We start from the raw sequence: 12,947 nt of genomic DNA, 5'->3' as shown, positions 1-12,947 counted from the left end.
TAAGTCTATAGTTTGAAACTATAACTAGCTCTTGAAAAGAAGAAAATGAGTTGGTGAAAATAAGTGGTACAATAGTTACTATAGATTTGGAGGAATTGTATGAGCAAGGAATTACACATTAACACAATTTTGGCCCAGGCGGGTATTAAGTCAGATGAAGCGACAGGTGCATTGGTGACACCGCTTCATTTTTCAACGACCTATCAGCATCCAGAGTTTGGTGAATCTACTGGATTTGACTATACGCGTACTAAAAACCCAACTCGTAGTAAGGCTGAGGAGGTCTTGGCAGCTATTGAGTCAGCAGACTATGCCCTAGCGACTAGCTCAGGGATGTCAGCAATTGTATTGGCCTTTAGCGTCTTTCCAGTAGGAAGTAAGGTTTTGGCAGTACGTGACCTTTATGGAGGTTCTTTCCGCTGGTTTAATCAAGTGGAGCAGGAAGGCCGTTTCCATTTTACCTATGCCAATACAGAAGAAGAGTTGATTGCCGAGTTGGAGAAGGACGTGGATGTTCTCTATATTGAAACACCAACCAATCCCTTGATGTTGGAATTTGATATCGAAAAACTAGCAAAATTAGCTCATGCTAAGGGTGCCAAAGTGGTGGTGGACAATACCTTCTACAGCCCTATTTACCAACGCCCGATTGAAGATGGAGCAGATATCGTTCTTCATTCAGCAACCAAGTATCTGGCAGGCCACAATGATGTCCTGGCTGGGGTGGTTGTGACAAATAGTTTAGAACTATACGAAAAACTCTTCTACAATCTCAATACGACAGGGGCAGTCTTATCGCCATTTGACAGTTATCAATTGATTCGTGGTCTCAAGACCTTGTCTCTTCGTATGGAGCGCTCAACAGCCAATGCCCAAGAAGTGGTTGCCTTTTTGAAGGATTCTCCAGCAGTTAAGGAAGTTCTCTACACTGGTCGTGGGGGGATGATTTCCTTTAAAGTAGCGGATGAAACACGCATTCCTCACATTTTAAACAGTCTTAAGGTCTTCTCTTTTGCGGAAAGTTTGGGTGGGGTAGAAAGTCTCATTACTTATCCAACGACTCAAACTCACGCTGATATTCCAGCAGAAGTACGCCATTCTTATGGTTTGACAGATGACCTCTTGCGCTTGTCAATTGGGATTGAGGATGCTAGAGATTTGATTGCAGATTTGCGCCAAGCCTTGGAAGGATAAGACAAAGATGGGAAAATATGATTTTACAAGCCTGCCCAATCGTTTAGGGCACCATACCTATAAATGGAAAGAAGCAGAAACGGATAGTGAAGTCCTACCAGCTTGGATAGCGGATATGGACTTTGTAGTCTTGCCTGAAATCCGCCAAGCCGTGCAAACTTATGCGGATCAACTGGTTTATGGTTATACCTATGCCAGTGATGATTTAATTAAGGAAGTTCAAAAGTGGGAAGCCACACAACACGGTTACCACTTTGACAAAGAGGCTCTTATCTTTATCGAGGGTGTGGTACCAGCCATCTCAACAGCTATTCAAGCTTTCACAAAAGAAGGCGAAGCGGTTCTGATTAACACACCTGTCTATCCACCCTTTGCTCGCAGTGTCAAGTTGAACAACCGTAGATTGATTACCAATTCTTTGGTGGAAAAGGATGGTCTGTTTGAGATTAACTTTGACCGACTTGAAAAGGATTTGGTGGAAGAGGATGTCAAACTTTATATTCTCTGCAACCCTCACAATCCTGGTGGACGTGTTTGGGAAAAAGAAGTCTTGGAGAAGATTGGTCAACTCTGCCAAAAACATGGTGTTTTCTTGGTTTCGGATGAGATTCACCAAGATTTGGCCCTCTTTGGTCACAAGCATCATTCCTTCAATACTGTCAACCCTGACTTTAAAGAATTTGCTATCGTCTTGACCAGTGCCACTAAAACCTTTAATATTGCTGGGACAAAAAATTCCTATGCAGTCATTGAAAATCCTAAGTTGAGACTGGCTTACCAGAAACGCCAGTTGACCAATAATCAGCATGAAATTTCAGGCTTGGGCTATTTGGCGACAGAAGCTGCTTATCGCTATGGTAAGGATTGGTTAGAGGAACTCAAGCAAGTCTTTGAAGACCACATCAATTATGTGGTAGATCTATTTGGAAAAGAGACTAAAATCAAGGTTATGAAACCGCAAGGAACCTACTTGATTTGGCTTGATTTTTCAGCCTATGACCTGACTGATGAAACATTACAAGAGCTTTTGAGAAATGAAGCTAAGGTTATCCTTAACCGTGGTTTGGATTTTGGAGAGGAAGGAAGTCTCCATGCTCGCCTCAATGTAGCCATGCCTAAATCTCTGTTGCAAGAAGTGTGTCAGCGAATTGTGACGACTTTTGCTAAACTTTAAAAATCCAGCCTTCTAGGAGAAAAGTATCTCTAGAAGGCTATTTTCATAGGGGAAAATATGGTATAATAAAAAGATAAGGTAAAGGTAAAAATATGGCTAAGTTGATTCCGGGGAAAGTCCGTATCGAAGGCGTTGCCCTTTATGAAACTGGTAAGGTTGACATTATCAAGGAAAAGAACAGTCGGCTCTACGCTCGCGTTGCAGAAGAAGAACTGCGCTATAGTTTAGAGGATGATTTGGTTTTTTGTGCCTGCGATTTTTTCCAAAAGAGGGGCTACTGTGTGCATTTGGCAGCGCTGGAGCATTTTCTAAAAAATGATGAGCGTGGTCAGGAAATCTTGCAGAGTCTGGAAGAAGGTCATGAAGAAAAAGAGGCCGTTGAAACCAAGGTGACCTTGGGCGGTAAATTTTTGGACCGAATCTTATCTCCAAAATCAGACCGAGCTTATGAATTATCCGCAGTAGGTCAGGTGGAAGTAGGAACCAATCATATCTTGTGGACCTTGAGAATCGGGCAAATTAATAGTCAAAAATACTATGTCATTCGGGATATTCCACTCTTTTTAAGGATTGTCGAGCAGAGAAAGTCTTATATGATTGGCAAGATTTATGAGGAGTCTCTTTCTTGGGAAGCCTTTGATGAGGCCAGTCAAGAACTTCTGACTTTCTTGCGAGGACTGATGGAGGACGGACAGGCTCCAGACCTCTTTTTCCAAAACCAGGGTCGGCACCTCTTTTTCCCTCTGACTTTTTTTGAGCAGGGTGTGAATTTATTGATGACCATGCCCCATTTTCAATTTGACCATCAAGTGGATAGCTACCAAACCCTGCTTTTTCAGGATTTGCATGCGGAAGCCAATCTATTTGCCTTTACAGTGACAGAATACTCGGATTATTTTGAAATGGAAATCAGTGAGAGTCCAAGGGTCAATGTCTTTTATCAGGGAGCTGTACTTTTCCATAAAGGTCAGGTTTATTTTCAAACAGACCAGCAGATGCGTCTTCTCAAGGAAATCAAAGCGCTACCTGTGGATCAACAAGGAAAGAAATACCTGCAATTTGATAGTAGTGACCGAGATAAGTTAGCTTCCTGTCTAACGCTCTTTAGCCAGATGGGCACCGTTTCAGCTCCAGAACGTTTACAAATCAAAACTTTTGCACCCTCTTTTTACTTTGACAGGGAAGAAGATAATCGGATTCGTTTAGAAATTCAGTTTGATTATGGAAATAGGCAGGTATCAAGCCGACAAGAGCTAGAAGAATTGCCATTTTCGAGTGACGCGGACTTAGAAGAAAGAGTTTTCCAAGTCTGTTTGGCAGCTGGTTTTGAAGCTGATTTTCAATCTTGGCGTCAGGCCTTAAAAGCAGAGTCTGTCTATCATTTCTTTCATGAAATCATTCCAGTCTTTGAAAAACTCGGGACTGTTGATCTATCAGATGAGTTAGAAGAACTCTATAACCTAGCAAGCCCTCAAGTGCAGATTGCTTCCAAGGGAGGTCTCTTGGAAATCCAGTTTGATTTCCAAGATATCGCCCAAGAGGAAATTGACCAAGCCATGCAGGCCTTGGTTGCCAACAAGGATTTTTACATTGATTCGTCTAATCAAGTCTACTTTTTTGATGAAGAAACCAAGAAAATTCGCCAAAATCTACAGGAACTGGGGCAATTTGAACTAAAAGATGGCTCCTTGCAGACTCGGAAATCCTTGGCCTACAGTTTAGCTCATCTTTTTGAAGGGCGAGACCGTGTTTCTTTTTCACAAGAATTCCAGAATCTGGCTCATGATTTGACGCATCCAGAGGACTTCCCTAGACAGGCAACTCAGGTTCAGGCTGATTTGCGAGATTATCAGGAAAAGGGAATCGGCTGGCTGCAAATGCTCCATCATTATGGTTTTGGTGGGATTTTGGCTGATGATATGGGACTTGGTAAAACCCTGCAGACTATTGCTTTTTTGACCAGTCAAGTGACAAAAGAAAGTCGGGTTTTGATTTTAGCTCCGTCAGGTTTAATCTACAACTGGGCAGATGAATTTCAGAAGTTTGCCCCACAGTTGGATGTAGCTGTTGTTCATGGCTTGAAAGCTAGTCGTGAAGAGATTCTTGCTGAAAGCCATCAAATCTATGTGACGAGTTATGCTACCTTCCGTCAGGACAGTGAGCTTTATCAGGGGATGTCCTTTGACTTTCTTTTCTTAGATGAAGCTCAGGTTATGAAAAATGCCCAAACCAAGATTGCTCAGACCTTGAGACAATTTGTGGTGCCGTCGGTCTTTGCCTTGTCAGGGACTCCTATTGAAAATCATTTGGGTGAGTTGTGGTCTATTTTCCAAATCGTCATGCCAGGACTCTTGCCAAGCAAGAAAGAATTTATGAAATTGCCAGCCGAGCGAGTGGCTCAGTTTATCAAGCCTTTCGTGATGCGACGCAAGAAAGAAGAAGTTCTGACTGAATTGCCAGACTTGATTGAAGTGGTTTATAAGAATGAACTGGAAGACCAGCAAAAGGCTATTTACCTAGCCCAGTTGCAACAGATGAGAGATAGATTGGCTCAAGTGTCAGATCAGGAATTTCAGCGAAGTCGTGTGGAAATCTTGTCTGGTCTGATGCGCTTGCGCCAAATCTGTGACACTCCTGCCCTCTTTATGGAAGATTATCAGGGAGCCAGTGGCAAACTGGATAGTCTCCGAGACCTGCTGGTACAGGTGGCAGACGGCGGACACCGTGTCTTGATTTTCTCGCAGTTCAAGGGAATGTTGGAGAAAATTGAACAAGAACTGCCAGACTTGGGATTGACATCCTTTAAAATTACGGGTTCAACCCCAGCCAAGGAAAGACAAGACATGACCAAGGCCTTTAACCAAGGGGAAAGAGATGCCTTTCTGATTTCCCTCAAGGCTGGTGGTGTCGGTCTGAATCTGACAGGTGCTGATACGGTTATTTTGGTTGACCTTTGGTGGAATCCTGCGGTGGAGGCGCAAGCCATTGGCCGTGCCCATCGGATGGGTCAGGAAGAAACGGTTGAGGTCTATCGCTTGGTGACCAAGGGAACCATTGAAGAAAAAATTCAGGAACTCCAAGAACAGAAGAAACATCTGGTGTCACAAGTATTGGATGGCACAGAGTCACGTGGCAGTCTGACCCTAGCAGAAATTAGAGAAATTTTGGGAATTTCTGAAGCCAGCACTTGAAAAATCAAGACAATACGCTATAATGAAGTGTTGAAAGGAAATAGAAAATGAAACAAGAACGATTTCCATTGGTGTCAGATGACGAGATCATGTTGACTGAAATGCCAGTCATGAACTTGTATGATGAGTCTGATCTGATCAGTAATATCAAGGGTGAGTATCGAGATAAAAATTATTTAGAATGGGCTCCTATTACTGAAGAGGCGCCAGTAAAACCGATTGAAAAGCAAGTAGAGAAACCTAAAAAGGCTCCTTTAGGGGTTAAAAAAGAAGGAAAGAGTTATGCTGAGGTGGCGCGTGAAGAAGCGCGTGCAGACTTGAAAAAGAAACGCTCTGCTAACTATCTAACTCAGGATTTCAGCCGTGCGAGACGTCATTCTAAATCAGGCCTTCTTAGACAGGGCAATCAACCGACAGCGCCTTTCCAAAAGGAAAATCCTGGTGAATTTGTCAAATATAGCCAAAAATTGACCCAGTCTCAGTACATCTTGGCGGAAGAAGTCAATTCTATCCCTACCAAGAATGAAGAAGTGTCAGTACCTGCTCCAAAGAAAAACAACTATGATTTTCTGAAAAAGAGCCAAATCTATAATAAAAAAAGTAAACAAACAGAACAAGAACGTCGGGTTGCCCAAGAGTTGAATCTGACCAGAATTACAGAATAGGGGAGAAAACATGCCAAAGACATATCATTTTATCGGAATTAAGGGATCAGGGATGAGTGCCTTGGCCTTGATGTTGCACCAAATGGGGCATAAGGTACAGGGATCAGATGTTGAAAAGTACTACTTTACTCAACGTGGTCTTGAGCAGGCAGGAATTACTATTCTTCCTTTTGATGAAAAGAACCTAGACGGTGACATGGAAATTATCGCTGGAAATGCCTTTCGTCCAGATAACAACGTCGAAATTGCCTATGCGGACCAAAATGGTATCAGCTACAAACGTTATCATGAGTTTCTAGGTAGCTTTATGCGTGATTTTGTTAGCATGGGAGTAGCTGGAGCGCATGGAAAAACTTCAACGACAGGTATGTTGTCTCATGTCTTGTCTCACATCACAGACACTAGCTTCTTGATTGGGGATGGGACCGGTCGTGGTTCGGCCAATGCCAAATATTTTGTCTTTGAATCTGACGAATATGAGCGCCACTTTATGCCTTATCACCCAGAATACTCTATTATTACCAACATTGACTTTGACCATCCAGACTATTTCACAAGTCTTGAGGATGTTTTCAATGCCTTTAACGACTATGCCAAACAAATTACCAAGGGTCTTTTTGTCTATGGTGAAGATGCAGAATTGCGTAAAATTACATCAGATGCACCAATTTATTATTATGGTTTTGAAGCAGAAGGTAATGAATTTGTAGCTAGTGAGCTTCTTCGTTCAACAACTGGTTCAACCTTCACCGTTCATTTCCGTGGACAAGACTTGGGGCAATTCCACATTCCAACCTTTGGTCGTCACAATATCATGAATGCGACAGCCGTTATTGGTCTTCTTTACACAGCAGGATTTGATTTGAACTTGGTGCGTGAGCACTTGAAAACATTTGCCGGTGTTAAGCGTCGTTTCACTGAGAAAATTGTCAATGATACAGTTATTATCGATGACTTTGCCCACCATCCAACAGAAATTATTGCGACCTTGGATGCGGCTCGTCAGAAATACCCAAGCAAGGAAATTGTAGCAGTCTTCCAACCGCATACCTTTACAAGAACCATTGCCTTGTTAGATGACTTTGCTCATGCTTTAAACCAAGCAGATGCTGTTTACCTAGCGCAAATTTATGGGTCAGCTCGTGAAGTAGACCATGGAGATGTCAAGGTAGAAGACCTAGCCAATAAAATCAACAAGAAACACCAAGTGATTACTGTTGAAAATGTTTCTCCCCTCCTAGACCATGACAATGCTGTCTATGTCTTTATGGGAGCAGGAGACATCCAAACCTATGAATACTCATTTGAGCGTCTCTTGTCAAACTTGACAAGCAATGTTCAATAGGATGCTCCCATGGAAATTCCAATTAAGATCATTCAGGCAAGCAAGTCTGATTTGGCTGAGATAGAGGCGATTCAAACCTCGTCTTATCCAGCTGAAAAGCATCTGACTTCCCATATCTTAGAAGAAAGTATCCGTAAGTGTGCGGATACCTTTCTTCTAGCTAGGGATGAAAATAAACTTTTAGGCTATATTTTATCAAGTCCCCAGTCAGATAATCCGCAATGTCTAAAAGTGCATTCTTTAGTCATTGAGGCTGACCATCAGAGACAGGGCTTGGGAACACTTCTTCTTGCAGCCTTGAAAGAGGTGGCAGTTGAGCTGGATTACAAAGCTATTCGTTTGGAGAGTCCTTCTGAGCTGCTTTCCTATTTTGAAATGAACGGTTTTATTGATGAAGAAACTTCTCTTTATGAAACTAGCCAGAGTTTTAGTATGATTTGGTTTAATCCCTTTTATCTGGAGGCACAATGAAAATCAGACAAGCAAGATTAGAAGATTTGGATCGTATCGTCGAGATTGAACTAGAGAATTTCTCGGTTGAAGAAGCCATTCCTCGATCTGTCTTTGAGGCACATTTGCGAGAAATTCAGACCTCTTTTCTGGTTGCGGAAAAAGAAGGAAGAATCATGGGGTACATAGAAGGACCAGTTGGCCCCCACCGCCATCTGCAAGACCAGTCTTTTACAGAAGAGATAGAAGATTATAGTCATGAGCCTGGTGGCTATATCTCTGTGACCTGTCTTTCTATTGCCAAAGAAGCACAGGGCCTCGGACTGGGTCAGAAATTGCTGACAGCCTTGAAAGAAGTTGCTCTTGAGGATAAGAGAGAAGGTATTAACCTAACCTGTCATGACTATCTCATCGCCTACTATGAAAAACACGGATTTGTCAATGAAGGCTTGTCTCAGTCAACCTTTGCAGGGGAAACTTGGTATGATATGATCTGGGAAACGAAAAAATAAACTAGGAAAAGTATCATAGGTTGCTTTTCTTGGACTTTTAAGATATAATATTATGGATTGTCAACAAGGAGGAAAAACTTTTGAGTGAAAAGTCAAGAGAAGAAGAGAAATTAAGCTTTAAAGAGCAGATTCTGAGAGATTTAGAAAAAGTAAAAGGCTATGATGAAGTTCTGAGAGAAGATAAGGCAGTAGTTCGCACTCCTGCAAATGAACCTTCAGCTGAAGAACTCATGGCTGATTCCTTGTCAACGGTAGAGGAGATTATGAGAAAAGCTCCTACCGTGCCTACTCACCCAAGTCAAGATGTACCTTCTTCTCCAGCGGAAGAAAGTGGATCAAGACCAGGTCCAGGTCCTGTTAGACCTAAGAAATTTGAAAGAGAATACAATGAAACCCCAACAAGGGTAGCTGTTTCCTATAAGATGGCAGAGAAAAAAGCAGAACAAGCAGGTCCAGAAACACCTACGCTTGCTACAGAAACAGTGGATATCATCAGCGATACACCACGTCGTAGCCGTAGAGAAGGAGCAAAACCCGTTAAGCCTAAGAAAGAGAAGAAGTCACATGTGAAAGCCTTTGTGATTTCATTCCTTGTATTCCTTACTTTGCTCTCAGCAGGTGGTTACTTTGGTTATCAGTACGTAGTAGATTCTTTATTGCCTATCGATGCTAATTCTAAGAAATATGTGACGGTTCAAATTCCTGACGGTTCAAACGTTCAAGAAATCGGTACGACGCTTGAAAAAGCTGGTTTGGTAAAGCATGGTCTGATTTTTAGCTTTTATGCCAAGTATAAAAATTATACCGATTTGAAAGCAGGTTACTACAATTTACAAAAGAGTATGAGTACAGAAGACTTACTCAAAGAGTTGCAAAAAGGTGGAACAGATGAACCGCAAGAACCTGTCCTTGCGACTTTGACAATTCCAGAAGGTTATACGATTGATCAAATTGCACAAGCGGTAGGTCAATTGCAAGGTGACTTCAAAGAGCCTTTGACAGCGGAGGCTTTCTTGGCTAAAGTTCAAGATGAGAACTTTATCAGTCAAGAAGTTGCCAAATATCCGAGTCTACTTGAAAGCTTGCCTACAAAGGAAAGTGGGGCTCGTTATCGTTTGGAAGGATACCTTTTCCCAGCTACATACTCTATCAAGGAAAGCACAACTGTTGAAAGCTTGATTGATGAGATGTTGGCGGCTACGGATAAGAACCTATCTCCTTACTATAGTACTATCAAATCTAAAAACTTGACTGTCAATGAGTTGTTGACCATTGCTTCCTTGGTCGAAAAAGAAGGTGCCAAGACAGAAGATCGTAAGCTCATTGCAGGTGTATTCTACAATCGTTTGAATCGTGATATGCCACTTCAAAGTAATATTGCAATCTTGTATGCCCAAGGAAAACTGGGGCAAAATATCAGCCTAGCTGAGGATGTTGCGATTGATACCAACATTGATTCACCTTATAATGTTTATAAAAATGTAGGTCTCATGCCTGGTCCAGTCGATAGTCCAAGTCTGGATGCGATTGAGTCAAGCATCAATCAAACTAAGAGCGATAACCTCTACTTTGTAGCAGATGTCACAGATGGCAAGGTCTACTATGCTAACAATCAAGAAGACCACGATCGCAATGTTGCTGAACATGTCAACAGCAAATTAAACCAAACAAACTAAAATTATGTGATACTTCACATCATTTTCTTTAGAAAATATCATCAGAAGAAAGTTGAGAAAAATGTCAGAAAAAACATATCCTATGACCCTTGCGGAAAAGGAAAAACTTGAAAAAGAATTAGAAGAATTGAAATTGGTTCGCCGACCAGAAGTGGTAGAACGCATTAAGATTGCCCGTTCATACGGTGACCTTTCTGAAAACAGTGAATACGAAGCAGCTAAGGATGAACAAGCCTTTGTCGAAGGACAAATCTCTAGCTTGGAAACAAAAATCCGTTACGCTGAAATCGTAAATAGTGACTCAGTTGCAGATGATGAAGTGGCGATTGGAAAAACAGTCACTATCCAAGAAATTGGTGAGGACGAGGAAGAAGTTTATATTATCGTAGGTTCAGCCGGTGCAGATGCCTTTGCGGGTAAAGTTTCAAATGAAAGCCCAATTGGACAAGCCTTGATTGGCAAGAAAACAGGTGACACAGCAACGATTGAAACACCTGTTGGTAGCTATGATGTAAAAATCTTGAAGGTTGAAAAAACAGCCTAAAAACAGAAAAAAGGAGTGGGGAGGCTGTGCGCTTCACTCACTCCTTTTTCCATTTTAAATTGAATTGGAGACGATATGAGTTCAAAGAAGAAAAAAAATAAGATGGAGCGTGGTCTAACCAATCGTCACGTGCAGGTTATGGCCATTGCGGGAACAATCGGAACAGGACTCTTTTTGGGAGCGGGTCGCTCTATTAGCCTGACAGGTCCTTCCATTGTACTGATTTATATGATTACTGGGGCTTTCATGTTCCTCATGATGCGTGCGGTTGGGGAAATGCTCTACCAAGATCCTGAGCAACATACCTTTATCAACTTTATCACGCGTCATTTGGGTAAGGGCTGGGGCTATTTCTCGGTTTGGTCTTACTGGCTATCTGTTGTCTTTATCGGTATGGCGGAAATTACTGCTATCGCACATTATGTGCAATTTTGGTTCCCAACTTGGCCAAGTTGGATGATTGAGATTGGATTTTTGACCATTCTAGCCTTGGTCAATCTGATTGCGGTGAAGCTCTTTGGAGAAGTTGAGTTTTGGTTTGCGATGGTCAAGATTGTGGCTATTTTAGCCATGATTGCCACAGGGATCTTTATGGTCTTGACAGGCTTTAAGACACCTCATGGAGTAGCAAGTTTGGCTAATATTGCTGACAATTTCTCTCTCTTTCCAAATGGTGGAGTGAACTTTGTCATGGCCTTCCAGATGGTTTTCTTTGCCTATCTCATGATTGAGTTTATCGGGGTAACAACTTCTGAAACCAAAAATCCACGTCAGGTCTTGCCAAAAGCCGTTAAGGAAATTCCTTTGCGTATCGCCTTTTTCTACGGTGGTGCCCTCTTAGCCATCATGGCTATCATTCCGTGGCGTGAACTTGCTTCGGCTGATTCACCTTTTGTTACAGTATTTGAATTGGCCGGTATCAAGTGGGCGGCAGCCTTGATTAACTTCGTCGTTTTGACCTCAGCAGCATCTGCTCTTAACTCAACCCTTTATTCAACAGGACGTCATTTATACCAGATTGCTCATGATTCACCAAATCCATTCTTAAAAGCAATCAAGGCAGACACCCTTTCTCGCCATAACGTGCCACAAAATGCTATCATTGCTTCAGCGGTTTTGATTGCCCTAGCAGCATTTATCAATGTCTTGCCAGGTGTTTCCGATGCCTTTGCCTTGATTACGGCATCGTCGTCAGGTGTCTATATCGCCATTTATATCTTGATTATGGTGGCTCACCTTAAATACCGCAAGTCACCAGACTTTATGGCGGATGGCTATCTCATGCCCCATTATCGTTTCTTAAATCCTTTAACAATGCTCTTCTTTGCCTTTGTATTTGTAACCCTCTTTTTACAAGAGTCTACATTTGTAGGAGCAATCGGATCAGCTATCTGGATTATCGGTTTTGGGATTTACAGCCAGTGGAAATTTAGAAAATAGATTAAAGACTCATCAACTCAGGTTGGTGGGTTTTTCTAGTTTGACAGTCTATTGAAATAAGACTATAATACAAGCTGTATCAGTTTTCAAGGAGGTTTGGATGTACTTTAGATTGGAAAATAAGGAATCTCAGAAAGCACAAGAAATTGGGAATTTGATTCGTGCTTATAACCGTTCAAAAAGAGAAGAGGCTGAAAGTGAGCCGCTTAATCTTTATGTCGAAGATGAAAAGGGCAATCTCTTGGCAGGCTTAGTAGCAGAGACTTTTGGAAATTGGCTAGAAATCGAGTATTTATTTGTAAAAGAGGAATTGAGAGGGAAAGGAATCGGTTCAAGACTATTGCAGCAAGCAGAAACTGAAGCTAAGAATCGAAACTGTCGTTTTGCTTTTGTCAATACTTACCAGTTTCAAGCTCCTGATTTTTATAAAAGGCATGGCTACAAGGAAGTCTTTAGGTTACAAGACTATCCCTACATTGGGCAAAGATATTATTACCAAAAGGATTTGTAAGGTGAATATGAAAGTATAAGGCAAAGAGGGGTTCTTGACATAAGTATGAAGGGGATTCTTGATAAATACCAGTTAAATCCTACAAATTGTGTCTTTCTAGGTGATATTGAAGACAATGCAATCGCAGCTGAGAAATTGGGAATCAAGGTCTATAAGATTAAGAAAAGAAGTGATGTCGTCGATATTTTGAAATCCTATATTTAAACTTAACACTCTCTATTTTTTATGGTAGAGAGTTTTTTGTT

The 12,947-nt window shown here is 41.7% G+C and carries 12 protein-coding genes; all 12 read left to right on the top strand.

Annotation, left to right across the window (positions count from 1 at the left end; all coding sequences use genetic code 11):
- Positions 1-99: 99 nt before the first annotated feature.
- The 12 genes from HT732_RS00885 (at position 100) to HT732_RS00830 (ending at position 12,906) form a co-directional block, all read left to right on the top strand.
- Complete coding sequence (locus HT732_RS00885) at positions 100-1,194, top strand: cystathionine gamma-synthase (RefSeq protein WP_173253667.1); 1,095 nt, start codon at positions 100-102, stop codon at positions 1,192-1,194.
- A 7-nt stretch (positions 1,195-1,201) separates the two neighbouring features.
- Positions 1,202-2,368 (top strand): MalY/PatB family protein, encoded by a 1,167-nt coding sequence (locus tag HT732_RS00880; RefSeq protein ID WP_173253666.1) that lies wholly within the window; start codon positions 1,202-1,204, stop codon positions 2,366-2,368.
- 92 nt (positions 2,369-2,460) lie between these two features.
- Positions 2,461-5,559: a DEAD/DEAH box helicase gene (locus HT732_RS00875; RefSeq protein ID WP_173253665.1), complete on the top strand. Its 3,099-nt coding sequence runs from the start codon at positions 2,461-2,463 to the stop codon at positions 5,557-5,559.
- A gap of 47 nt (positions 5,560-5,606) precedes the next feature.
- A complete protein-coding gene (locus HT732_RS00870; protein ID WP_173253664.1) occupies positions 5,607-6,224 on the top strand; it encodes a cystathionine gamma-synthase in 618 nt (205 codons plus the stop codon).
- A 10-nt stretch (positions 6,225-6,234) separates the two neighbouring features.
- The gene (gene murC, locus HT732_RS00865; RefSeq protein WP_173253663.1) at positions 6,235-7,569 is read left to right on the top strand and encodes a UDP-N-acetylmuramate--L-alanine ligase; all 1,335 of its coding nucleotides are present in this window, start codon (positions 6,235-6,237) and stop codon (positions 7,567-7,569) included.
- Positions 7,570-7,578: 9 nt separating this feature from the next.
- Positions 7,579-8,040: a GNAT family N-acetyltransferase gene (locus HT732_RS00860; protein ID WP_173253662.1), complete on the top strand. Its 462-nt coding sequence runs from the start codon at positions 7,579-7,581 to the stop codon at positions 8,038-8,040.
- Positions 8,037-8,531 carry an N-acetyltransferase gene (locus HT732_RS00855; protein ID WP_173253661.1) on the top strand — a complete coding sequence of 165 codons (495 nt, stop codon included), beginning with the start codon at positions 8,037-8,039 and terminating at the stop codon, positions 8,529-8,531. The genes HT732_RS00860 and HT732_RS00855 overlap by 4 nt, the downstream gene beginning before the upstream one ends.
- Positions 8,532-8,611: 80 nt before the next feature.
- Positions 8,612-10,207, top strand: coding sequence for an endolytic transglycosylase MltG (mltG, locus tag HT732_RS00850; protein ID WP_173253660.1), 1,596 nt, complete (start codon positions 8,612-8,614; stop codon positions 10,205-10,207).
- Positions 10,208-10,268: 61 nt separating this feature from the next.
- Positions 10,269-10,751 (top strand): transcription elongation factor GreA, encoded by a 483-nt coding sequence (greA, locus tag HT732_RS00845; protein WP_173253659.1) that lies wholly within the window; start codon positions 10,269-10,271, stop codon positions 10,749-10,751.
- A gap of 75 nt (positions 10,752-10,826) precedes the next feature.
- On the top strand, positions 10,827-12,191 hold the full coding sequence (locus HT732_RS00840) for an amino acid permease (protein WP_173253658.1): 1,365 nt from the start codon (positions 10,827-10,829) through the stop codon (positions 12,189-12,191).
- Positions 12,192-12,291: 100 nt separating this feature from the next.
- Entirely contained in the window at positions 12,292-12,702 is a 411-nt protein-coding gene (locus HT732_RS00835) for a GNAT family N-acetyltransferase (RefSeq protein WP_173253657.1), read from the top strand.
- Between the two features lie 45 nt (positions 12,703-12,747).
- Positions 12,748-12,906: a hypothetical protein gene (locus HT732_RS00830; protein WP_173253656.1), complete on the top strand. Its 159-nt coding sequence runs from the start codon at positions 12,748-12,750 to the stop codon at positions 12,904-12,906.
- The last annotated feature ends 41 nt before the right edge of the window (positions 12,907-12,947 follow it).

The sequence above is a fragment of the Streptococcus sp. 5346 genome, from assembly GCF_013277455.1.
Lineage (GTDB): Bacteria > Bacillota > Bacilli > Lactobacillales > Streptococcaceae > Streptococcus.
This window is presented reverse-complemented; position numbering and strand designations above follow the sequence as displayed.